The organism is Providencia sp. PROV150, assembly GCF_028481025.1.
Lineage (GTDB): Bacteria > Pseudomonadota > Gammaproteobacteria > Enterobacterales > Enterobacteriaceae > Providencia > Providencia hangzhouensis.
The window spans coordinates 155,244-180,145 of record NZ_JAMPPJ010000001.1 but is presented as its reverse complement, the minus strand read 5'-3'; the positions used below and the strand labels follow the sequence as shown (position 1 = coordinate 180,145).

The 24,902-nt window shown below is 40.1% G+C and carries 21 protein-coding genes; 9 read left to right on the top strand and 12 right to left on the bottom strand.

What is annotated here, in order from left to right; genetic code table 11:
- The first annotated feature begins 4 nt into the window (after positions 1–4).
- The 5 genes from citF (at position 5) to PSE83_RS00845 (ending at position 6,059) form a co-directional block, all read left to right on the top strand.
- On the top strand, positions 5–1,531 hold the full coding sequence (gene citF / locus PSE83_RS00865; protein ID WP_004255461.1) for a citrate lyase subunit alpha: 1,527 nt from the start codon (positions 5–7) through the stop codon (positions 1,529–1,531).
- Between the two features lie 2 nt (positions 1,532–1,533).
- The gene (gene citX / locus PSE83_RS00860; RefSeq protein ID WP_004255463.1) at positions 1,534–2,073 is read left to right on the top strand and encodes a citrate lyase holo-[acyl-carrier protein] synthase; all 540 of its coding nucleotides are present in this window, start codon (positions 1,534–1,536) and stop codon (positions 2,071–2,073) included.
- The gene (gene citG / locus PSE83_RS00855; protein WP_110591570.1) at positions 2,060–2,941 is read left to right on the top strand and encodes a triphosphoribosyl-dephospho-CoA synthase CitG; all 882 of its coding nucleotides are present in this window, start codon (positions 2,060–2,062) and stop codon (positions 2,939–2,941) included. Before citX ends, citG begins: the two co-directional genes overlap by 14 nt.
- A gap of 257 nt (positions 2,942–3,198) precedes the next feature.
- The gene (locus PSE83_RS00850; protein ID WP_094961208.1) at positions 3,199–4,632 is read left to right on the top strand and encodes an anion permease; all 1,434 of its coding nucleotides are present in this window, start codon (positions 3,199–3,201) and stop codon (positions 4,630–4,632) included.
- 374 nt (positions 4,633–5,006) lie between these two features.
- Complete coding sequence (locus PSE83_RS00845) at positions 5,007–6,059, top strand: 4-oxalomesaconate tautomerase (protein WP_036957831.1); 1,053 nt, start codon at positions 5,007–5,009, stop codon at positions 6,057–6,059.
- Positions 6,060–6,105: 46 nt separating this feature from the next.
- On the opposite strand, the gene PSE83_RS00840 is transcribed toward PSE83_RS00845, so the two are convergent.
- The 4 genes from PSE83_RS00840 to PSE83_RS00825 all read right to left on the bottom strand — a co-directional run bounded on the left by PSE83_RS00840 (position 6,106) and on the right by PSE83_RS00825 (position 10,713).
- Positions 6,106–7,245 carry an AAA family ATPase gene (locus PSE83_RS00840; protein ID WP_004255475.1) on the bottom strand — a complete coding sequence of 380 codons (1,140 nt, stop codon included), beginning with the start codon at positions 7,243–7,245 and terminating at the stop codon, positions 6,106–6,108.
- The gene (locus PSE83_RS00835) at positions 7,242–7,952 is read right to left on the bottom strand and encodes an RNA ligase family protein (protein ID WP_036958146.1); all 711 of its coding nucleotides are present in this window, start codon (positions 7,950–7,952) and stop codon (positions 7,242–7,244) included. Before PSE83_RS00835 ends, PSE83_RS00840 begins: the two co-directional genes overlap by 4 nt.
- Before the next feature lie 226 nt (positions 7,953–8,178).
- Positions 8,179–9,033 carry a VanW family protein gene (locus PSE83_RS00830; protein ID WP_272660594.1) on the bottom strand — a complete coding sequence of 285 codons (855 nt, stop codon included), beginning with the start codon at positions 9,031–9,033 and terminating at the stop codon, positions 8,179–8,181.
- 363 nt (positions 9,034–9,396) lie between these two features.
- Positions 9,397–10,713 carry a CitMHS family transporter gene (locus tag PSE83_RS00825; protein ID WP_272660593.1) on the bottom strand — a complete coding sequence of 439 codons (1,317 nt, stop codon included), beginning with the start codon at positions 10,711–10,713 and terminating at the stop codon, positions 9,397–9,399.
- A gap of 542 nt (positions 10,714–11,255) precedes the next feature.
- Between PSE83_RS00825 and PSE83_RS00820 the strand changes: the two genes are divergently transcribed.
- Positions 11,256–12,347: an NADH:flavin oxidoreductase/NADH oxidase gene (locus PSE83_RS00820; RefSeq protein ID WP_262960452.1), complete on the top strand. Its 1,092-nt coding sequence runs from the start codon at positions 11,256–11,258 to the stop codon at positions 12,345–12,347.
- Between the two features lie 58 nt (positions 12,348–12,405).
- Here the strand turns inward: PSE83_RS00820 and PSE83_RS00815 are convergent, their stop codons facing one another.
- The gene (locus PSE83_RS00815) at positions 12,406–12,726 is read right to left on the bottom strand and encodes a hypothetical protein (RefSeq protein ID WP_272660592.1); all 321 of its coding nucleotides are present in this window, start codon (positions 12,724–12,726) and stop codon (positions 12,406–12,408) included.
- A gap of 230 nt (positions 12,727–12,956) precedes the next feature.
- Entirely contained in the window at positions 12,957–13,829 is an 873-nt protein-coding gene (locus PSE83_RS00810; protein ID WP_036957835.1) for a DMT family transporter, read from the bottom strand.
- Between the two features lie 331 nt (positions 13,830–14,160).
- Here PSE83_RS00810 and PSE83_RS00805 point away from each other — a divergent pair, with 331 nt between their 5' ends.
- On the top strand, positions 14,161–14,367 hold the full coding sequence (locus PSE83_RS00805; protein ID WP_226617192.1) for a 3-oxoacyl-ACP synthase: 207 nt from the start codon (positions 14,161–14,163) through the stop codon (positions 14,365–14,367).
- Positions 14,368–14,454: 87 nt separating this feature from the next.
- On the opposite strand, the gene PSE83_RS00800 is transcribed toward PSE83_RS00805, so the two are convergent.
- Positions 14,455–15,927 (bottom strand): anion permease, encoded by a 1,473-nt coding sequence (locus tag PSE83_RS00800; RefSeq protein WP_036957836.1) that lies wholly within the window; start codon positions 15,925–15,927, stop codon positions 14,455–14,457.
- A gap of 635 nt (positions 15,928–16,562) precedes the next feature.
- On the opposite strand from PSE83_RS00800, the gene cutA reads away from it, so the two are divergent.
- Positions 16,563–16,910, top strand: a complete 348-nt coding sequence (gene cutA / locus PSE83_RS00795) for a divalent-cation tolerance protein CutA (RefSeq protein ID WP_094961204.1) — start codon at positions 16,563–16,565, stop codon at positions 16,908–16,910.
- Positions 16,911–17,247: 337 nt separating this feature from the next.
- Here cutA and betA read toward each other — a convergent pair whose 3' ends face one another.
- From betA to betI, 3 genes are read right to left on the bottom strand one after another with little or no spacing between them, the layout of a single operon-like run.
- Entirely contained in the window at positions 17,248–18,927 is a 1,680-nt protein-coding gene (betA, locus tag PSE83_RS00790; protein ID WP_004255502.1) for a choline dehydrogenase, read from the bottom strand.
- A gap of 39 nt (positions 18,928–18,966) precedes the next feature.
- Positions 18,967–20,445, bottom strand: coding sequence for a betaine-aldehyde dehydrogenase (gene betB, locus PSE83_RS00785; RefSeq protein WP_164565350.1), 1,479 nt, complete (start codon positions 20,443–20,445; stop codon positions 18,967–18,969).
- A gap of 22 nt (positions 20,446–20,467) precedes the next feature.
- Positions 20,468–21,070: a transcriptional regulator BetI gene (gene betI / locus PSE83_RS00780; RefSeq protein WP_112308222.1), complete on the bottom strand. Its 603-nt coding sequence runs from the start codon at positions 21,068–21,070 to the stop codon at positions 20,468–20,470.
- A gap of 209 nt (positions 21,071–21,279) precedes the next feature.
- Between betI and PSE83_RS00775 the strand changes: the two genes are divergently transcribed.
- Entirely contained in the window at positions 21,280–23,322 is a 2,043-nt protein-coding gene (locus PSE83_RS00775; protein WP_004255510.1) for a choline transporter, read from the top strand.
- Positions 23,323–23,374: 52 nt separating this feature from the next.
- On the opposite strand, the gene PSE83_RS00770 is transcribed toward PSE83_RS00775, so the two are convergent.
- Together PSE83_RS00770 and kdgR are read right to left on the bottom strand one after the other, a co-directional pair.
- The gene (locus tag PSE83_RS00770) at positions 23,375–23,734 is read right to left on the bottom strand and encodes a hypothetical protein (RefSeq protein ID WP_254366038.1); all 360 of its coding nucleotides are present in this window, start codon (positions 23,732–23,734) and stop codon (positions 23,375–23,377) included.
- A gap of 176 nt (positions 23,735–23,910) precedes the next feature.
- Positions 23,911–24,693, bottom strand: coding sequence for a DNA-binding transcriptional regulator KdgR (gene kdgR / locus PSE83_RS00765; RefSeq protein WP_272660591.1), 783 nt, complete (start codon positions 24,691–24,693; stop codon positions 23,911–23,913).
- Positions 24,694–24,902: the final 209 nt, after the last annotated feature.

The window sequence follows — 24,902 nt, the reverse complement described above, 5'->3', positions numbered from 1 at the left end:
AAAAATGACAAATAATACTCAGCGCCAGGCTCGCGTATCCGCCTACTTACAACCATATACTGACGATGTACTACGTGAATTTAAAGATATTGGTAAAGTACAACAGCAGGTACAAAAGCCGAGAAATCGCAAATTGTGTGATGACTTGCAAGTCGCTATTCGCCGTTCTGGTCTTAAAGACGGTATGACCATTTCTTTCCATCACGCCTTTCGTGGTGGAGACCTTACGGTCAATATGGTGATGCAAGTCATTGCAGAGATGGGCTTTCGCAACTTAACACTTGCATCCAGTTCATTAAGTGCTTGCCATTCACCACTTGTTGAACATATTCGTCATGGGGTTATTCGTAAAATTTATACCTCTGGTATCCGAGGCCCGCTCGCTGAAGCCATTTCACGTGGTGAGTTAGAAGAACCCGTACAAATCCATTCACATGGTGGAAGAGCAAATCTAATTCATAGCGGTGAACTAGTTATTGATGTGGCATTTATTGGCGTGCCATCATGTGATGAATACGGTAATGCAAACGGATATACCGGAACGGCCTGCTGTGGCTCTTTAGGTTATGCCAAAATTGACGCTGAAACTGCGAAAAAAGTGGTAATGTTAACGGAAGAGATACGCGATTACCCCCATAACCCATCCAGTATTAAACAAGATGAAGTCGATTATATCGTCAAAGTTAAACGCGTGGGTGATGCGGATAAAATCGGGGCAGATGCAACTCGTATGACATCGAACCCTCGTGAACTTCTGATTGCGCGTACCGCAGCGGATGTTATCGAAAAATCCGGTTATTTCAAAGATGGTTTCTCATTACAAACCGGTACTGGTGGCGCCTCTTTGGCCGTTACTCGCTTCCTTGAAGATAAAATGAGACGCCATAACATTCAAGCTGGTTTCGCACTTGGCGGTATTACCTCAACTATCGTTGATTTACATGAAAAAGGGTTAATTCGCAAATTATTAGATGTTCAAAGCTTTGATAAAGCGGCAGCTGAATCACTTGCTCGCAACCCGAATCATATTGAAATCAGTGCTAACCAATATGCCTGTTTTGATTCGAAAGGTGCTTCCGTTGATATGCTTGATGTCGTCGTACTCAGTGCGTTAGAAATCGATACACGCTTTAATGTCAATGTGTTAACAGGGTCTGACGGTGTTATTCGTGGTGCATCTGGAGGTCATAGTGATACTGCTGTAGCCTCAAAACTGTCAATTATTGTTGCTCCGCTTGTCCGAGGACGTATTCCAACGTTAGTGGATGAAGTTCTCACTTGTGTTACACCAGGTTCCAGTGTCGATATTCTTGTCACTGACCATGGTATTACGGTTAACCCTGCACGCCCTGAATTAAAACAGCAACTTGAAAGCCAAGGTATTAAAACCGTTTCAATGAGCTGGTTAAGAGAGCGAGCACAATTATTAACCGGTACTCCTAACCCAATTGAATTTACAGATAAAGCTGTTGCGGTTGTCCGTTATCGTGATGGTTCAATCATTGATGTTGTTCATCAAGTGAAGGAGTAAATATGTTTTACCCACTGCCTGATACTCAAGAGCAATTTGAAATTTCTTTACCTGAACTGTTGGATAGCCGTGATGCCCGTCAGGCTCGCCAACAAGCGTGGATTGGTCTCCATCAGGTAACCTTGATTTCATTTACTGTCGTTTTTCCTGGAGCTGTCAAAGACAATTCTCTTGTTAGACATGTGTTTAATCAGGGCTTAAATGCGCTTGAACAAATTGCTTCATGCGGGCAGTGGGTGTTTTTATCACAACAATCTTGGGCATTCAAAACGGGGCCGGAATGCTTGGTCGCCGTTGATGGTGATGCTATCGAGATAAAAAAAGCGTTAATTCACCTAGAAGGATCGTCTGCTGTTGGTCGGTTATGGGACTTTGATGTGTTTGATGCGAATGGACAGCAATATTCGCGATCTCAATTAAATTTGCCACCAAGACGATGCTTAATTTGTGAAAATGAAGCAAAAATTTGTGCTCGTCAACGGACACATTCATTGGTTGAGATACTTGATCGTATCGAGGAGTTAGCAAATGCAACCTATTAAACAACTCAGCCATATCAATGAAAAATTAACTCGCTATTACAGCCAATTAGCATGGCAAGCGATGTTGGCCGAAGTGAATTTAACCCCTAAGCCCGGGTTAGTTGATAAACACAATACCGGTGCCCATAAAGATATGGCATTGACTGACTTTCATTTAAGTGCCAATGCCATCGCGACACATTTTCCACGATTTTTACAGGCAGGCGCTCAATATAAAAATTGCCCTATAGCGCAACTATTACCTTACATTCGCCCTATTGGAATGGATTGCGAAAGGTCGATGTTCCGTGCAACAAAAGGCGTTAATACCCATAAAGGCAGTATTTTTTCCTTAGGTTTAGTCTTAACCGCAATAGGTCGTTTGATTGCACAACAACAATGTGTCTCACCGGAAAATGTCAGCTTATTGGTTGCTAGTATGTGTAAGGGAATTACCAATGAACTTAAACAAAAAACCGAAAAACCCACCGCAGGCCAGCGTTTATACCAGAGCCATGGGCTAACGGGTGCAAGAGGTGAAGCCGAAGGCGGTTACTCGTTAGTAATCAAACATTCACTTCCTTATTATTTACAGCAACTTGCTAAAGGCAAACTAGCCGATATTGCCCTACTTGATACCTTGATTCTATTAATGAGCCTGAATGACGATACGAATATTGTCAACCGTGGGGGTGTCAACGGCTTAGCATGGGTAAAACAACGCGCGGAACAGTTATTAATTGCTGGTATCAATACCTGTGATGACTTAGTTAAAGTTAAACATTTTGATAATGAATGTATTCAGCTAAATGTGAGCCCAGGGGGAAGTGCAGACTTATTAATTCTGACTTGGTTCTTTGCACGATTACCCAATCATTCTTTTATTTAACATTAAGTAATTTTTTAATACTAATAAAATAGGAATAATTTAAAGAATAAAAAAATTTAACCAAATAAAAACCAATTAACTATTTAACTAAATTATATACCTTAGGGTGAATTACTAATGAAGAATTAAAATCATTTTATTCACTCAAGATACAGCCATATTTAAAATATCGTCATTTTAACAAATTCCTAATATTAAAGTTCATTCAATTTAATATTAAATAAATTTAATATTGATTTAATCAAGGAAATTGGCTTATGCAAAAAGAAAAAATATGGAAGCTATTCGTGTTAATAGCCATTCCAATTATTATTGCTTTAATACCAACACCAGCGGGTCTACCACATATTGCGTGGTTGCTATTCGGTCTTTATCTTGCCGCTATTGTTGGGCTGGTACTTAAACCATATTCAGAGCCTGTTATTTTATTAGCCACGATTGCTGCAAGTGCGGTAATTATTGGGGTAACGGGTACTAAAGATGTCAAAGCAAGCGAAGTTTTAAGCGGATATGCATCCGGTACGACATGGCTTGTATTTGCTGCATTTACTCTGAGTGCTGCCTTTGTTATTACCGGTTTAGGTAAACGTCTTTCTTATATTTTGATTGGTAAATTAGGCGGTACAACATTAGGCCTCGGTTATGTAACCGCAATCCTTGATTTAATTATCGCTCCTGCGACGCCATCGAATACAGCACGTGCTGGGGGAATTGTTTTTCCAATCATCAATAGTGTGGCCGTTGCTTTAGGGTCTGATCCAGAAAAAAGCCCACGTAAAGCAGGTCACTACCTCCTCGTCAACGTGTATATGGTGACCAAAACCACCAGCTATATGTTCTTGACAGCAATGGCGCCGAATGCACTCGCCCTTGCCATGATGAGTGACATTATGGGCATCCATTTAAGTTGGGGCGGATGGGCACTTGCCGCCTCTGTACCGGGTTTAATCATGCTGATTTTGACGCCGTTAATGATCTACAAACTGTATCCGCCTGAGTTGAAAAAGGTGAATAACAAAGAGATCGCAGCTAAAGGTCTTGAAGATTTAGGCCCAATGACTATGCGTGAAAAATTGCTGGGGATTGTCTTTGTTATCGCGCTGTGTGGCTGGATTTTCTCTGACCTTATCGGTGTTAGCGCGTCTAGCGTCGCGATTGCGGTCATGGCATTAACCCTGATCCTCGGTGTTGTAACTTGGGATGACGTACTGAAGAATAAAGGCGGCTGGAATACCCTGATTTGGTACGGTGGTATTATCAGTATGTCAGGCGTACTCACAAAAGCAGGCTTCTTCAAGTGGCTCGCAGATACCATGAGCCAATACCTTTCTTTCGGTGACCAAGCGATGCTGGCGTTCTTTGTCATCATGTTCATCAGTGTTGCCATTCGCTATTTATTCGCCTCTGGTGGTGCCTACGTTGCAGCCATGGTGCCGGTATTTGCCACTGTAGGTATGGTTGCAGGGGCTCCTCCGATGTTGCTCGCTCTGGGCTTGCTGTTCTCGAATGCTTATGGCGGAAGCGTAACGCACTATGGCGGTGCAGCAGCACCTATCGTATTCGGTGCAGGTTATAACGATATCCGTTCTTGGTGGATCATCGGCGGGTTAGTTGCCTTCATTAGTTTATTCGTTCACATGACTATCGGTTTAGGTTGGTGGGAAATTTTAATTAGTACTGGATTAATTTAATTCTTCGTTAATAAACCGACACGACGGGCACAATCATGATTGTGCCCTATTTAACAACAAAATTATTAATTTCTCGCTGTTCCAGAGTTATTTGCAGTCTTGGCGCTATAACGTGAACTTTATTGGAGCAACCTTAATTCAGACTTAAGTTTACCCTAATAATATGAGTTAAGTTTACCGTAATAATACTTGACGGGTTTAACCTAATCGAATTCATAGGGTTACCTAATAATATTAAGTCAGTTTACCCTAAATAGTTCGCGTTGTAGCAAGGCGGCAAAACGAAGGCATCCCGAGGAGCATACATCAGTATGTGACTTGGGGGGCTGAGTGCAGCCAACACAGCTACAGCGTGAAATATGACGGGTAAACAGATGAAAAAAATTCCTTGTACACTAATGCGTGGCGGCACCTCGAAAGGCGTATTCCTTTTAGCGGACTCTCTCCCTAAAGACACTCAACAACGGGATGAACTGATCCTTGCTATTATGGGTTCTGGTCATGCTTTGCAAATTGATGGTATTGGTGGGGGTAGCCCACAAACCAGCAAAGTCGCTATTATTAGCTCTTCAACTCATCCTGATGCTGATATTGATTATTTATTCGCTCAGGTTTCTATTACTGAACGTATTGTTGATACCGCACCAAATTGCGGAAATATTCTTTGTGCCGTGGGTTCTTTTGCGATTGAAAAGGGGTTAGTTCCTATTACTGGTAAAACAACCACTGTCAGGATCCGTAATGTCAATACGAACACTTTCGTCAACTCTACGGTGCAAACACCTGATGGTCATGTGGATTATGATGGTGATACCGAAATTGCTAGTGTACCCGGCCATGCCGCGCCTGTTGCCCTGACATTTTTAAATGCGTGTGGAACAAAAACAGGAAAATTGCTTCCTACTGGTCATGCTATTGATACCATTGAAGGCATTGATGTCAGTTGTATTGATATGGCAATGCCTGTGGTATTAATTGATGCTCCTCAGCTCAATAAAACTGGTTATGAAACTGCGGAGCAACTTGAATCCGATACCGAATTTATGCAAAAGCTGGAAACTATTCGTATAAAAGCCGGGGCAGCGATGGGACTTGGTGATGTGAGCAAAAAAGTTATTCCTAAACCCATATTGATTTCACCCGCCATTCACGGTGGAACCATTAATGTCCGCTATTTTATGCCGCATAAATGCCATGGCGCTCTTGCCGTGACTGGTGCTATTGCCATTGCCACAAGTACTATTGTTCCTAATAGTATTACCCAGCAATATGTTCACTCTGTTGATATGAAAAACATTGCTATTGAGCATTTAAGTGGCAAATTTGATGTGTCGTTAAACCAACAAGGCAACTCACCGGAAGAGCTTCAAGCTTCAATTATTCGAACTGCAAGAAAACTCTTTGAAGGCGATGTCTACGTTCCTTAAAACTAATATCTTGGCCTGCCTCTTATCTAGAGGCAGGTGATTAATTTTATTTTTCTGCAAATAACGGTTCAAAATTACCATCAATATAATAGGAAACTTGATGTGCCTCATCTGGCGTTGGCAACTCCAACTTCCCTGCCATTTTTTCCATAACTTGCTCCGGCACTGCATACTTACGTTGTTGATTTTGTTGCCGCCACTGTTTAAATGGCACTTCCAAGTAAACTAAATGGATTTTGGCTTGATAACGTTCAAATAAGCTGATCATGGTTCCCCGTAAAGAGGCACTTAATGATGTTGCATTCCAAATAAAATGTGTTTTAGTGCGTAACAATCGTTTTGCTTGCTCTTTAGCTTGCTGAGCCACCCACCCTTGTGCATTTTTATCTGCTGGGTTGATTTTATGTTCTCGGCGAATATCATCTAAACACACGACTGCCGTTTGTGGGTAAAACTGTTTGCTAAAATGGTCTTTTCCCATCCCCGGCAAACCACATAGCATAATCACTTCGCTCCCTATCTCTTCAAAAGGTTGGTAATCCGTAGTGCCTTTTTGATGATGAAAATAATGGAAGCGCCCAGCTGGTGAAGCGAATGATTTAGGTTTGTCCCAACAGCCCTGCTCACGACAAAATAATTCAAATAGCTCGATTCTAACTAATAATTCCGCTTTATCTTCACATGTACGCCCTATCGCATCAGCTTTCGCTAACATGCACAATAAAGGCATTTCAACGCGCAATGATGCCGCAAATAATGTACGTTCAGGATCTGGCTTTTCCATTAACCAAAGCGGTAGACCATGAAATCGAACTAAAGCCGCAATCTGTTCACGAATAGCAAAAGGTGTTTCTATTTGTCGAAATAATATATTTCGTACAGATAATTCACCTTTTTTAGCATGTCCAGGCGAATGAATCCGCCCCTCTTCATCTTCTTTTGTCGTACTGCGTTTTTCAACATCATGTAGCAACGCTGCCGCCCAAACGATTTGTTGTTTAAGTTCTGGAAGCTGTTGATATTCAGGTAAATCTTCCAAAGCCGCTAACACCATTTGAGTGTGAATGGCCACATTACCTTCCGCATGGTGCAAACGGTCTTGCGGCACATATTGCATATCACGCACAAAATCGAACTGTTTTTCAAGCTGCGCCCAATCACGACATTGGGTTAATTGCCAACTCATGGTTGTTCTCCTTGTAATTCAAAGGCCAACTTGGCTCTCTGCCAATGCCGTTTCCAGTGGATATCTGTTTTGACATGGTTTTTACGCACATATTTAAAAACATGCGCCATAAAATCATCCACATGAAATCCTTGGCTATCACGGCTCACAATCCCTTCCATGCTACAGGCTTTCCCTGTATGTGTATCACGCGCAATAAATTGACTATCTAATGATGCCGCAGTAATTAATGAACTTGCATACTCTTGCTTATCCATCTGTTTACTGAGTGATAAATCTAATTGTGGGACAGTTGGAAAATCAAATAAAGCCGCATAAAATTGCACCTCTTCCCAACTAAGCCAATACTCCCCTTGCCTAACAGCAAACACATAGAAATAATCTTCAATATGTTGATATTCAATGGAATGTATTGCATAAAGGTTTTCGCCGAAGAGTTCGATATCCCCTAAATCATCTTTAATCAGCTGCCAACGTTGGCGAATTTGCTGGCTCCATGCCGATTGGGTTGGGGCACCATGAGAGCGTGCAAAAACTCCATGGCGGTTTAAGCAATTATTTTCACCATCCAGTTTTTCTGTGTGAATCAGTTTGTTTATATTTTGGATGTGCGACCACCAATCGCTATTGATGCGATCATCACTAGTCGTACCAGGGGAGAACGGATAGTGATACGTTCTACCATACTTTCTTGATTGCATATTCATCATGCTTTCTCTAAAGAAATAGAAATAACCACAAATCTTTTGTTAGATTTGCGTCTTTAATTGTTGAGAAATCAAGAGTAGGTATTACATATCTATTCCGAGTAACGGCCTCATTTTTGCTTGGCTAATAGTTAAAATTAGCGAAATTGAAGGAAAACAGTTGAATTTTAGTCTAATTGTCAAGAAAAAGGCTATCAATTTATTCCTAATCTCATTACTAACGCAACTATTCAACTGTTATACAATTTTCATCTAGGGAATATTTCACTACCACTTTATTACGATACAAACAATTATCCTGCAGAGTGATAGGTTCTTGTCCTTTGGTTGTTACTTTTTGCCAAATTTCATTATGACGGTATATAACTTCATTCTCTCGGGTAAATTTATGGTTTTTCTCATAAATATGGTATTTGTGTTCACGAGGAGTGCAGCTCAATAACTCCCCTTCGAGTTGATGTTCTGCAATATTAAATACCAACTGAAAAGCACTTTGTGTCGGATTATAAAAAAACAAATCGATATAATTATAAAAAATTGCCGCCCCAGAACCAAAAGGCAATACCCGCCCTTCATCTGGAAATGGATCAAAACTATGATTAGCACGCTCAACCACTTGTAATGGAGAATGCAATACCATCCAATGAATTAAATTACTCAGTTGACAAATTCCCCCGCCAATCCCTGAACGAGCCTCACCAAACGAAAGTTCCATACCTTCAAGAAAACCTCTGCGCGCAGTTGGTTTTCCAACGAGCCGACAAAATGAGAAGTATTCCCCTGGGTAGATGATGACTCCATTCATCGCTTCTGCAGCAATACGTAAGTTTGTCACTTTGTTGTATTGTAAACGTAGGTCTGACTCACCTAATTTACGGATCAGCTTAGATGTGTGTTTGTTGTAGCGATACTCAAGACGTTCATTGGATTTTAATTTCGCATAATATTTGGCGGAAAATGCCCAATGCAATCGTCGAGCTAAACGTTTTTGGGTGACACGCAGCCAATAGAGAATAGGATGATAAGAAGAAAGCGGCCTACGCATAACAAACCTTATTGATATCATTAACCAATAAATCATGTCATAGCCCTTTGCTTTACGACATAGTAACTATCTGATAAACCCAATAATTGATAAAAGGAAATAATCCAGCACGCAAAATAAAAACCATTTGTTCTAAAGATTTCATGTCCCAGCTAGGCGGCAAAAAAGTAAATCCCTAGGCGCATACACAAGTATGTGACTAGGGTTTACTTTTGAAGCCAACAACGCTATGGCGTGTAGGATGACAATAATTTTCCCTTCTGAATAGACCATTTGCTCTAAGGATTTCATGTCACAGCTAGGCGGCAAAAAAGTAAATCCCTAGGAGCATACACAAGTATGTGACTAGGGTTTACTTTTGAAGCCAACAACGCTGTGGCATTAAAGCCGACGAGCAAATTAATACAAGCCGATTAACGCCCCAGCAGCTAATAAAAAGAAACTAAACAACCAAATCCAGCCAAACGAATAACGTAAGTGGCGGCCCATATCAATTCCAGCCAACCCCATAGCTAGCCATGCCGCTGGAGAAAAAGGACTCACGAAGGTCCCTGCGTTGTTACCTATCGCCATGGCGTAAACAACAGAAGATGGATCAACACCAGCTGTGGCGGCAATTTGTTGAATTATTGGTAGTAAGGCAAAATAGTAAGCATCGGTACTGGTAAAAATATCCATCGGCACACCTAAAATACCAACAAAAATATGGACTTTAGAAACCCATTCGGTTGGTAAGATAGCCGTTAAGTCTGTTGCGATTGACTCAAGCATGCCACCTTCCGATAAAATACCCAAAAATGCTCCCGCCGCTAATATAATAGCAACCATTCCCAACGCTTGTGGTGCATGGGCGGCCAAAATTTTCATTTGGTCTCTAGGATTAGGGAAATTCACCATCAAGGCAATGGAAAGTGCAATCATAAAAACATAAGGTGCAGATAATAAACCAAATGCTAAACACACAACGGAAGCAACAATTAACCCACCATTGATGAGTGGTTTTTTAGGTTTTTGAACCGTTTCTGTTATATCTGCAGTGTCGTCACTGACAGGTAACAAAGAATCCATTTCATATGGCGTAGTTCCTTTCAAACTTGCCGCTGCAATACGTCGTTTCTCACGTAACCCCATCAGAATAGCAAATACCACTGCGCCACCCATACCAATTAGTTGTACTGGGATCAAATGTTGCCAAAGGGTCGAAGCATCAATTCCGGTTACAGCTGAAGCTCGGCCTAATGGCCCGCCCCAAGGTACCATATTCATGACACCCATACTGGCGCACATCAGTAGCAACATTAAATAGGGGCTCATACCAAGTTGACGGTATAAAGGTAACAATGCAGGAATAATAATTAAGAATGTCGCAGCGCCTGACCCATCGAGATGGACAATACCCGCAATTAACGTTGTCATAATACAAACAACAATAATATTCCCACGAGTCATTTTAACCATTAAACGGATCAACGGGTCAAAAATATGCAGATCTTTCATTAAGCTAAAGAATAAAATCGCAAATAAAAACATAGCTGCGACTTTTGAGACTTTATTAATGCCGCTTTCAAAGAATACTGAAATTTCAGCAACAGAATAACCGGCAAATAAAGCACCAATAAAGGGGATACAAGACATTGCGATAATTGGGCTAACTTTTCCCATCATCAATAATGTTACTATCGATATAATGATTAAAATACCAATAATTGTCAGCACATCAATTTCCTTCTTAGAATTATATTTTTCAGGTGAACACAAAGCTTAGGATTAGCTAGTATCAGCTTAATAAGCTTGTTTCTTATATAAACCATTTAATATAACCGCAAGGAATATTTTATATTTTTGCCTCACAAACAATGCATTAACGCTTATTTAAATTATCATTTAAAATAAAAAAATAGTTTTATTCACTATTAGAACCATTAAAACCATAAGCAGGCATTAACGCCATTTTATATTGGTGATTATTAATTTTATTTATAAGTTACAGAATTATAACAATCAAAAAATAATAGTTATTATTATATTTTATTTTTTATCTCATTTTTTTATATTTTTTCCCTCTTTTTGCATCATATTGCTAGGGAAATATACTTTTTATGGTATTGATCAAATCTGTAAAAATTTACTTGATTTTCCTTCAATAATTCGCTGTAAAACAAATTTTCCCCCTTAATACCACACCATCTCACAAAAAAATTTTGGCTAACTGGATATAATATTAAAATAATTTAAGTTTGCTAATAAGGAAAGTTCCAATGAGCCACCTTTTTTCACCCGCATCAATAGGCCAAGTTTCGCTGAAAAATCGTATTATTGTTCCCCCAATGTGCCAATATTCTGCAGAAAATGGTATGCCAACAGCATGGCATAAAGCCCACTACATGAACCTTGCTTTATCAGGTGCCTCTTTAGTTATTGTAGAAGCCAGTGCTGTTGTTCCTGAAGGTCGTATTACCTACAAAGACCTAGGCTTATGGAATGAAGAGCAAATGGCAGCAATGCAACAAATGCTCAGCGATATCCGGCAATATTCAGATGCACGCTTAGGAGTACAAATCGCTCACGCTGGTAGGAAAGCATCAACAGATTTACCTTGGTTAGGAGGTAATAGTATTCAGTCCACACAACCTAATGGCTGGCAGACTGTAGCACCATCAGCACTGGCTTTTGGTAATAATACAATTCCACATGCATTAACTATTGAAGAAATTTCGCAGCTCAAACAGCAATTTATTGAGGCAGCAATTCGGGCAGAAAAAGCAGGTTTTGACGTTATTGAGATCCATGCTGCTCATGGATATATACTGCATGAATTCCTATCGCCAGTTTCAAACTTACGACAAGATGAATATGGTGGATGCTTTAAAAATCGTACTCGCTTACTGATTAATATTTTCCATGAGATGAGAGAAGCCATTAGCCCTAATGTTGCAATTGGTGTACGGATCTCCGCAACAGATTGGCTTGAATCGGGTTGGAGCGTACCTGAATCAATTGAGCTAACAGAATTATTAGAAGATTTAGGTTGTGACTATATCCACGTCTCATCTGGCGGGTTATCAACTGAACAACAGATACCATTGAGCCCAAATTACCAAGTCCCTTTAGCACAAGCTATTCATGAGAATACTATGATGCCTGTCATTGCTGTCGGTCTTATCACTGAACCTTTACAAGCAGAAGCCATTGTGGCAACTCACCAAGCAGATTTTGTGGCAATCGGTAGAGGTATATTATTTGAACCACGCTGGCCTTGGCGAGCAGCAAGTGAATTGAACGAACAAATAGACGTTGCACCGCAATATCTACGCAGTGCCCCACACCAATTCAAACACTTATTTAAGTAAAAATAATAAATTCGCAGCTATTGTTGCTTGATAATCAATAGCTGCGAGTAATAAATAATTAACGTGCGTTAGTCGAGCACTGCTGAACAAATTCAATCATGGTTTTTTGGAATTCAGGCTCTGCAGTACCTGATTTTTCTAATTCCGCATCCATACGTTTAAATTCAGCCAAACCATATTTTTCAATTGTTTTATCATAGGCACAGCCACAAATTGCGGTAACTGCTTTTGCTGTTTCACCTTGAGGATTACCAGATGCAACGACACAGGTATTAACAAAGTTGTCTTTGTATTCAGCAATTTCTGATTTTTCATCAGAACATGCAGACAACACAACCATTGCTCCTGCCATACCTAACATTAATGCTAATTTTTTCATTTTATGCCCGTTTCCTATTCAGCTTTAACTAAGGTGATAATATTAAACCGCTATTATTCCTAGTTCACGCTATTTTGGATATATCGTTTATGTTTTCAATACCATTAATCTTAATATGCTAAATAAGAGGTTCTTATTAAGATTAACATCCCTATCACTGACTATGCATATTAATCATAGCTGTTTTCTTATAAAAAATCTGTATTGACCCATTGTTTATTATGTGTATTTTACCTTGGTAATGAATTAGAACAACGCCATCGGTAATAGAATAATGCCGATAAAATTAGCACACAACCAACAATTTGGACAAAAGGCATTCTTTCATTGTACCAAATAGCCGCTACAAATACGGTCATAACAGGTTCAAGGATCATAATAATTGCAGCATTGCCGGCAGTGGTATTTTTTTGACCAATAAGTTGCAATACAAAGCGTAAACTCGTTGCTATTACAACACTAGCAATAAACCACATCATGGTAGGTACGGTGATGCTACTTGGCCACTCTTCTAAAAAAAATGACAAAACTAACCCAGTCATTCCTGTACAAGCAAGCTGAATGGTCGTTAACGGCAAAAGAGGGATTGTTCGAGTATATAAACTGGTATAACAAAAATAGATAGCTTGGACAATTGCCGCACCAAGAAACCACAGTTGGCTTGCTTTAAATTCAAGCTGTGCCTTAAATAGTGTTAAACATGCCAACCCTAATACAGCGACCGGAAGTGCCTCCCAGAAATAACGTACAGGTTTATTTTTTAAAATAACCCATGCGACTAGCGGGACAAACAACATAGCAAGGCTCATGATAAAAGCCCCTTCACCAATTGAATCTGTTATCGCAACTGCGTGGATCCAGAGCACCATATTTAATGACATCCAACCGCCTGTCATTAATATTTTTGGTAATTGCTTCGCCGTTATTCTATTTTTTTTCCCTCGACAAAAAGGGGCTAAAATGATGGCTGCAAATAAAAAACGGCTACCAAGAAAGGCAAAAATAGGCATTCCCTGCACTGATTCTCGGGAAAATACCCACCCCCAAGCCGCGATTATCGTGGTAAGCACCAAGAAAAATTCTGCCTTTCTTTGTGAATACATGTGTTCCTCTGGATAAATTAACTGACTCGCAGATACATCATACTGGCTTTTGTATGTAAACCAATCACATTTATGGCCTTTCTCTCCGACTTCCCTAAATAAAAAATATCTCGCCAAAGAACGATAAATATGCCCTTAAATTAAGAGCCATTTCCTCTTAATAAAGATAATTTTACTTCTTGGCTGCTTTTTTCTTATTAACTAGACTAAGTCTGATTTTAAACGCGATAAATGGGGAAGTTTGCATAGAATCTCATCAATTTATCTTCTTACATAGCCTGAGATAATCAAGGGCAGACAAACAATGCACAACTTGATGAAAGGTTATATCATGGTTATTCAAAAAACATTACTGATAGATAATGATAAAATCAAAAAAATTAAGACTGCGATCAATAAGAGAAAATATGCACATGCCGATGAAATAAGTTTGTTATGGCAGCACGCTTTAAAATCATCGTCAGTCTTCAGTTGGGGAAAAGTGATGCTAATTTCTATCATTAGTGGTCTTGTTATCACAATAGCCACTTATTTGTAGGATGAGCTTTTAAAAAGAAGAAATCGAGCCTATCGCCCGATTTCTATTAACTTTCTTTGATATAGCTAAAATAGCTAATTCAACTAATTACCAGTAACCTAAGAATTTCCACCAAACGCTACCAATAAAGAACCAAATGGCTAAGTTAACTACGCTCATCACGAAACCTGTTTTCCACCATTCCGCAAGGGTTGCATAACCCGAACCAAAAATAATAGGTGCAGTACCCGTACCATAGTGTGTCAATGACATCATTAGTGATGATGAGAATGCTAATGTTAGAGCTAATAACATTGGTGGAGCACCAAGGGCTAAACCTGCCGAGAAAAATGCTGCATACATCGCCGTAATATGCGCAGTTGTACTCGCAAAGAAATAGTGAGAATACACATAAATTAAAACAAGAATTAGCATTCCCCATACCCAGCTAATGCCTAATCCATCAATAGTTGCACCGACGGTTAATGACATCCACTTTATGAGACCGAGCTTACCTAAAAAACTCGCCATCATGACTAAGGCAGAGAACCAAACGACAGTATCCCATGCCCCTTTGTTTTTCAGAACATCATCCCAATTAATAACCCCTGTCGCTAATAGAACACTCAACCCAATAAACGCCGCGGTGGTTGCATTAACACTATATGCAGGCCCAAAAATCATGGCAGGAACACCAGCCCACAACAAAAGTAACAACCCAAAAACACCGAGAGTTATTTTTTCAGGTAATGAAACTGGGCCTAATTGTTGTAAACGTTCTTTGGCAAAATTTGGCGCATCCGGTGTTGAAGTAATTTCCGGCTTATACATCAAATAGATCACCAAAGGCATTAATATTAATGACACGATGGCAGGAACAAACGCCGCAATCGCCCACATACCCCAAGTTAATTCATTTTCTTGGCTTGTTTCACTAATAATCAAACTGACAATTAATGGGTTTGGCGCTGTCGCCGTAATAAACATTGCAGAAGTGATTGGGTTAATATTGTAGTTAACGAGCGATAAATAACGCCCTATCTTACCTGCGGTTCCATCTTCAGCCTTTGACCCAAAACTATCCGAGATCGAACGCATAATTGGGTGAATAATTCCCCCACCTCGAGCAGTGTTACTTGGTGTCACAGGTGCCAATATTGTTTCTGCTATTGCCAATGAATAAGCAATACCCAATGTTTTTTTACCGAATAAAGAAATGACATAATAACCTATCCTTGCCCCCAGGCCTGTTTTATTCAAGCTCATGGAAACCATGATAGAAATACCAATTAGCCAAATTAGATCATTAGAAAAGCCACTTAAAGCATCCGCAATTGCCCCTTTAGTTGATTCAGGGTTAGTGACCCCGGTTACTGCAACTAATGAAATAGCGACAATAGATACACCTCCTATTGGTAAAGCTTTACCAATAATAGCAGCGATAGTACCTACAAATAATGCTAAAAGATGCCACGCATTTGGATTAACACCTTCGGGAACAGGAATTAAGAACCAAATAATTAATGTTATTGCAACTGCGATTAGAGTTGGTACAGGTTTTAAAGGTGTTAGTTTATTCATAAGGTTATCCATACACGTATAAAGATGGAAATACAGAGTAATTTCAGTTATATATTCTAATTTTATCTTTAGATTAACAATATATAGCTCAAAAACCTTGATATTTATCAGTACGTGAATTCTTTTATGATAAATTTTAAGCCAGTTTGTAACGATGTGTAATATATTATTTCAGATATCAATCGTTCCATATTTCTTGCACAAAAAGATAAGCCTACACTTACATTAATAAGAGTAAGAATAAAACTGGGATTATTATTTGCTCTGTTACTAGGTTAACAGCACACAATCACATTTGTCACATAATCAAATTTGGTTAGTAATATACTAAAATTTCAATTTTTTTTATAGTTCATCCTCAATTTATGATTGCTGAATCGAATTAATAAAATAAAACCAAGAAATATTCAAAATTATATTGAATATATAAAAAATTATAACAATGACAACATTGATTAAAAAACACGCATATTACTATTAAATTAATACCTCTGCTTAATTAACATTAGTTATTATCTTATCTGATAATTTAAAAAACACTTATAGTGATTATGCTCTGTTCTCAATACCATTTTTATCTCTAATCTAAATGTGAGTAATCAAACTTATCAAAATATGACTAATAAGGAAACGAAATGCCCACTGATAACATTTACATCACAAATTCTCAACAACCATGTATTGTATTATGTACAACCAATAGCCATGAAAGTGCAATTAAAATTACCCAACACTTACTCGCTAATCGCTTAGCAGCATGTGTTTCCCTACTGCCTGAAATAACATCTGTTTATCTATGGCATGGTAATATCACGCAAGATAAGGAGGTTTTACTCTTGATCAAAACGACCCAAGGAAACCAACTTAATCTATTTAATGCAATAAAAGAAATACACCCATATGAAACCCCAGAACTCATTCGCTTAGACCCAAGCCAAGTTGAAGACAATTATCTGCAATGGCTGATTAACTCTGTCAAATAATAGGTATTAATCTGAATTTAATAACTATAGCGTTATAAATTGTGAGCTAATATCATTTTTGTATAAATTAATTCAACTGGTCGGCTATGGTTTACCGTAAATTAGTGCTATATAAATAAGCTCGCTTTATATTTATTTTCCCTCCTTAATATTTGGAGGTTTTTTTTGTCTAAAATTGACTAGCGTATATTCCTTCAACCTGCTAAAAGTCCGATTTATTCGCCCCTTTGGCATTACATGGTTAGACAGCTATTATTATTATCGGCATTCTCCTTAAAGAAAAAAGCGACTGATATTAATATCAATCGCTTTGTGTATAAAAAATAGCCTGAATAAGCTAGTCTCGTAATGGCGGGTTTCTCACTTGCCTATCACCTGCTACATAATAATCTGCATTGCTTGTGGGTAACGAAGGACGGTTTCGAATTTTATCGGCAATTTTCTCTGCAATCATGATGGTCGTTGCATTTAAATTCCCTGTAATGATCAACGGCATAATCGATGCATCGATAACCCGTAGATTTTCAATACCGTGAACTCGCCCTGCACCATCCACGACTGCCATATCATCGTAACCCATTTTACAGGTTCCACACGGATGAAAAGCGGTTTCTGCTCTCTCGCGCACAAATGCATCTAGCTCTTCATCAGTGCTAATCTGTTTGCCAGGGCTTATTTCATCCCCACGATATGGGTCAAGTGCTGGCTGAGCCATAATTTCACGAGTAATACGAATGGCGGCACGAAACTCTTCCCAATCTTGCTCCGATGACATGTAATTAAACAAAATACTTGGATGCTGCTTTGGGTCTAGGGATTTCAAGCGAACACGCCCTCGACTAGGCGATCGCATTGAGCCTACATGGGCTTGAAAACCATGCTGATTGACTGCATTACTACCATTATAGTTAATCGCCACAGGCAAAAAGTGGAATTGAATATTTGGCCATGCGAATTTTTCACTAGTGCGGATAAACCCACCTGCTTCAAATTGATTACTTGCGCCAACTCCAGTCCCTTTAAATAGCCATTCAGCGCCTATTTTGGGTTGGTTTATCCATTTTAAGGCTGGATATAATGAAACTGGTTGTTTGCATTCATATTGCAAATACATTTCAAGATGATCTTGCAAGTTTTGCCCAACACCAGGTAAAACGTGCACAGCTGGAATATTGAACTCAGCCAAAACATCCTCAGGCCCAACTCCAGAACGCTGCAAAATTTGCGGTGAGGCGATCGCACCTGCACATAAAAGAACCTCTTTACTCGCCTTCACCACCGTAGGCGTAGTGCTATTACCTTGATAATATTTAACACCAACCGCTTTTTTCCCTTCAAACTCAATGGTATCTGTCGTGGCATGGGTAAGAATAGTCAGGTTATTACGCTTTTTCGCTTGGTCCAAATACCCTCTTGCTGTACTTGCTCGTCGCCCTTGCGGTGTGACTGTACGGTCCATTGGGCCAAAACCCTCTTGTTGAACCCCATTTAAATCATCTGTTTGCGGGTATCCTGCTTGTACTCCAGCTTCCACCATCGCATGAAATAGCACATTATTGCCATTTTTCGGTGTTGCCACACTAACGGGGCCATCTCCGCCGTGATAATCATTCGGGCCAATATCACGTGTTTCCGCTTTTCTAAAATAAGGTAAACAATCAAGGTAACGCCAGTCTTCTAACCCAGGCGCTTCCGCCCAACCATCAAAGTCTAGAGCATTCCCTCGGATGTAACACATCCCATTAATTAATGATGAGCCACCAAGCCCCTTTCCACGACCACACTCCATACGGCGGTGGTTCATATGCGGTTCAGGGTCAGTTTCATAAGCCCAATTATAACGTCGCCCTTGTAATGGGTACGCTAATGCCGCTGGCATTTGTGTGCGAAAGTCGAACCGGTAATCCGGTCCTCCTGCTTCAAGGAGCAGCACAGTAACATCAGGATCTTCTGTCAGGCGGGTAGCAAGAACGTTACCGGCTGAACCAGCACCGATAATAATATAGTCATAGACCATTGTTATCTCCTCTGTTTCAGTCAAATTAAAATGATGTGATTAAAAAACGGATGCAAATTCCCCCAGTTCCACTTGAATGGATTTCACTTGTGTATAATTTTGCAGTGTCATAACGCCATTTTCGCGGCCAACGCCGGAATGCTTATATCCGCCCACAGGCATTTGTGCTGGTGATTCACCCCATGTATTAATCCAACAAATCCCAGCCTCTAATTGATGAATAACACGGTGTGCACGTGTTAAATCTTGTGTCACCAATCCTGCTGCTAACCCGTACACACTATTGTTCGCACGAGCAATCACTTCGTCTTCCGATTGATAACTCAAAATACTCATAACAGGGCCAAAAATTTCTTCCTGTGTGATTTGCATTTCATCGTGGCAATCGGTGAATACGGTTGGTGCAACATAAGCTCCCTGTGCAAAATCGCCATCCATTAAGCGTTCACCACCGCACAATAACCTCGCGCCTTGTTGTTTGCCTAACTCAATATAACGCAACACGTTTTCCATATGAGCAAAACTAACTAATGGCCCAAAGTTGGTGTTTTCGTCAACGGGTGAACCTATTTTAATGCGAGCCACACGTTCAGTGATCTTGTCCTCAAACTGTGATTTAAGCGATTCAGGCACAAAAACCCGTGTTCCATTGGTACACACTTGGCCTGAACTATAAAAATTCGCCATCATGGCAATATCCGCGGCTTTATCTAAGTCTGCATCATCAAAAATAATTAGAGGCGATTTACCGCCTAGTTCCATCGTCACCTCTTTTAAAGAAGAAGCTGATGCATTCGCCATCACTTTTTTACCGGTTGCGATCCCCCCTGTGAATGAAACTTTGGCAATATCAGGGTGCTCTGTTAACCATTGCCCCACTTCACCGCCTTGGCCTGTCACTACGTTAAATACCCCTGCTGGCACGCCCGCTTCAGTGTATATTTCAGCCAACTTTAACGCTGTTAACGAAGTAACTTCACTGGGTTTGAACACCATAGCATTACCTGCTGCTAGTGCAGGAGCTGATTTCCATAACGCAATTTGGATAGGATAATTCCATGCACCAATACCTGCCACAACCCCAAGAGGTTCACGACGAGTATAAGCAAACGAGCTATCACGCAAAGGGATTTGCTGCCCCTCCAGCATCGGAATTAAACCTGCATAGTATTCAAGAACATCCGCCCCTGTAACGATATCCACATAACGAGTTTCAGAAAGCGGTTTGCCCGTATCAAGGGTTTCGAGGTAAGCCAATTCGTCGTTACGTTCCCGTAAAATATCCACTGCACGGCGTAAAATACGTGAGCGTTCCATCGCAGTCATAGCCGCCCAGACTTTCTGGCCTTGTTTGGCGCTTTCTACCGCCCATTGGATATCTTCAAGGGTCGCAGATTGCAGATCCGCGATAGTTTCCCCATTGGCAGGGTTGATTGCAGGAAATCGCCCGCATTCAGGTTGTGAACTGTCGACATAACCACCATGAATATAAAGCTTATGTATCGGTGGATGTTGCATATTATCTCCTCTGAATTGGTTATTAGGTTCCTAAAACCTCAGCACGTTGTAGTTGCATATCGATGTATTCGTTAGTGATTTTGAGTGCATCCTTAACAGGAAATTGTTCATTACTCAAAGCACTACGTAGCCATAGGCCATCAATTAAAGCAGCCAGCCCCTTCGCTGCCATCCGCGCATCTGCCTTGTTTAATACCCGCCCAAACTCATAGCTTAAGTTTGAATACAAACGCCGGTCATTAACCTGTTGTAAGCGGTTTAAATTCGGTTGATGCATACTGCTAGCCCAAAAGGCTAGCCACGTTTTCATCGCGGCCTCACTGGTTTGCGTTGGATCGAAGTTGCCTTCAACAATCGCCTGAATTCGTAGTTTTGCCTCCGCCCCTGTTAACATGCGTAAACGTATTGCCACCGCAAAACCCAACTGGTATTGAATATGGCGCATAGTGGCTTCAAGCAAGCCATTTTTATCACGAAAATAATGGCTGATGATCCCTGTAGAAACCCCGGCTTTACGGGCAATTAACACAAAACTGGCTTCCTGCATTCCAACTTCATTAATCACAGCCAATGTGGCTTGAATTAACTGTTGTTTACGTATCGACTGCATTCCTATCTTCGGCATGGTATTTGAACCTAAAAAATACATTGATCCCTTTTATTAAACGTTTTTTTGATTGAATGTTCAATCAATATTAACTATTGTTTACAACAATTCATTCACAATCAATATAAGAGAGAAGATAACAAAAACCAAATCTTGGCTAATAAATCAATAGATTAGCTTAGAAAGTAATTTTAACCTGTTAAATAAATAAAAATGTGGAATGTCCAATGACAACTCAAAATAGCCCAAAAAATAAGCAGAAGGATAAATTGAATTCTGTGGTTTTTTTTACTTCCGCCGGTCTTATTCTGGCGTTTTCTTTTTTCACCATCTTGATGACTGAAACAGCAAATCAGTGGATCGTTGCCGCGCTTGGGTGGGTATCTAAAACCTTTGGTTGGTATTACCTGCTAGCAGCAACGCTTTATATTGTTTTTGTCATTTTCGTTGCTACCTCACGCTTTGGTAATATCAAACTCGGCCCTGAACAATCTAAACCTGAATTTAGCGTGCTCAGCTGGTCTGCGATGCTATTCGCGGCAGGAATTGGTATCGATTTAATGTTTTTCTCCGTCGCTGAGCCGGTCACCCAATATATGCTGCCGCCAACGGGCGAAGGCGAAACCTTAGAAGCAGCTCGTCAGGCGATGGTGTGGACACTGTTCCACTATGGCCTAACGGGCTGGTCTATGTATGCCTTAATGGGGATTGCACTGGGTTACTTCAGTTATCGTTATAACTTACCGCTAACCATTCGCTCCGCACTCTATCCTATTTTTGGTAAACGGATTGACGGCCCAATTGGCCATACAGTAGATATTGCGGCAGTACTAGGGACGATTTTCGGTATTGCAACAACTCTTGGGATCGGGGTTGTTCAGCTGAATTATGGCCTCAAAGTATTATTCGACTTACCTCAAGGGCTCCCCGTGCAAAGTGGGTTAATTCTGCTATCAGTGATTATGGCCGTGATTTCTGCCACATCTGGGGTAAATAAAGGTATTCGGGTGTTATCCGAGCTCAATGTGCTTTTGGCATTTGGCTTGATTTTATTTATCTTATTTGTCGGCGATACCGAGTTCTTACTCAATGCCTTAGTACTGAATGTGGGGGATTATATCAACCGCTTTATGGGTATGACCCTCAATAGCTTTGCCTTTGACCGCCCAACGGATTGGATGAATAGCTGGACGCTGTTTTTCTGGGCGTGGTGGGTAGCATGGTCGCCATTTGTTGGGTTATTCCTCGCTCGTATTTCTCGTGGTCGGACCATTAGACAGTTTGTGATCGGTACTTTAATTATTCCGTTTGTTTTCACACTATTGTGGTTATCTATTTTTGGTAATAGTGCATTGTATGAAATCATTCACGGCAATAGCGAACTTGCCAAAACCGTCCTCGACGCCCCCGAAAAAGGCTTCTATTCACTACTTGAGCTTTACCCTGGCTTTGGCCTAACCGCTTCTGTTGCAACCATTACTGGGCTGTTGTTCTATGTCACCTCTGCTGACTCCGGCTCATTAGTATTAGGTAATTTCACCTCAAAACTCAGTGATATTAACAACGATGCTCCTAATTGGTTGCGAATTTTTTGGTCTGTCGCAATTGGTTTACTCACCTTAGGGATGTTAATGACAGATGGCGTCGCTGCTTTACAAAATACAACGGTGATCATGGGCTTACCATTTAGTTTTGTGATCTTCTTTATTATGGCTGGGCTATATAAATCATTAAAAGTTGAGGACTTTAGACGCGTTAGTTCGCTAAATACCAATGCGCCAGCACCGCTGTATGGCAATGGAACACTCAATTGGAAACAGCGTTTGGGACGAGTGATGAATTTCCCGGGAACGACTTATACCCAGCGGATGCTTGATTTGGTGTGCATTCCTGCTATGCAAGAAGTGGCAAAAGAGCTCAGTTTAAGGGGAGCGAAAGTGGAATTTAACACCTTGCCACCCATTGCTGATGAGCGCTTAGACCATTTAGAGCTAACTGTTGACCTTGGTGAAGAACAAAGCTTTATTTACCAAGTGTGGCCACAGCGCTATTCCGTTCCCGGTTTTACCTATCGCGCACGTTCAGGGAAATCCCATTATTACCGCTTAGAAACCTTCTTATGGGAAGGCTCACAAGGGAATGATTTAATGGATTACACCAAAGAACAAGTGATTAGCGATATTCTAGACCAATATGAAAAACATATGAATTTCATTCATTTAAGCCGTGAAGCTCCCGGTGCAACCTTAACATTCCCTGAATCTGTATAATTTGACCTCTAAGGGGGCGATGCTCCCTTAGAGTCAACAAATGAACAACTTATCAATAAGGGCGGCCCGCTTGCTCTAACATTTTTTTCATTTGCTGGCGATCATTCATCCAAGCCATTGAATTAGGGCACCCTGCTCCCGTCGGGTTAACATCACACACATTAAAATGTTTTGAAAACGCATTTTCATCTGCATTTCGCTGCTCTAACAAAGCTTGATAACTTTGTTCTTCTTGTGGAAGTTTCTTTTTGGGATCAAAGACAAACTTTTGTTGTATCTGTAATTTTTTAATTCCTTGGTAGTCTTGATTAAACTCGCGATCAGCGGGTGACTTTTCTTTAAATGTAAAGTCGCTGGCAAAGCCATAAGAAGTAAAACAAAGAAAAATAGCAATAATAACCTTTTTAAACATATCAATTTCCTGCTGTATCCATAAGTAAATATTATATGTCAGCAGAAACACATGGTGTTGAATAATAATAAGTGAAATTTATAAAATCCTTAATATTCAAATAAATAATTTACATAGGTTATTAAATCAATTGATTGATACATCATTGAAATTGGCTTAGTCTTGTTATATCAACCCTATGATGGATATTGGTGATAGCCCATTTTCTCTGAAATATTACGCCCCGCCGTTTTCAGTAATTGGACATAGTCATCAATACGCTGCTCATCAAAACGAATCGTTGGGAACGAAATCGATAGCCCTGCAACCACATGACCTAAGCGGTCATACACTGGCACAGCAATACAGCGCAGTCCTAACTCTTGCTCTTCTCTGTCTTGTGCATAATGGCATTCACGAACGGTGGCTAATTCCGCCAGTAGGTCTTCTATCGTTAAAATTGTTGTTGCCGTTTTTTGACTAAAAGTTTCATCTTTCAATGCCAAACGAATGGATACTTCATCTTGCCAAGCGAGTAAAATCTTACCGATTGCGGTGCAATACAATGGGTTACGACGCCCAACCCGTGAATACATGCGTAAATTATAACTCGAGTCGATTTTATGGATATAAATAATGGCATCTTCATCTAATGCACCCAAATGCACCGCTTCATGGGTTAATTGGCCAATACGGCGCATTTCTTTATCTGCAATTTCTATCAGGTCAACATACTCGAGGGATTTTGCCCCTAATTCGAAGAGTTTTAAGGTCAGTGAATACTTATCTGCTTCACCTTCTTGATCCACATATCCTAACTGTTTCATCGTTTGCAGAAAACGAAATGTCGTGGCTTTTGACATCAATAAACGCTGTGAAAGCTCAGACACACCAATCTCTTTTTGCTCACCAAGGGCGCTAAGAATGCTAAATACCTTAACCACTGCTGAAACAGCATCCGTTTGAGTCGTTTTATCCATTATTTTTCCATCATCCTATAATCCTATAATCCTATAATCCTATAAATTGATATCGACATTACACCCTAACTAATAGCATAAGTGGCTATCATGATAAAAACAAGAACGACGATTCGATATTTTTAAAACGGCGTTTCATTTTTATTGAAGTTCTATTTAAAATGGGTTTTAATAGCATCATTAAGTAGCAATAGTTTACTAAGTCGTAA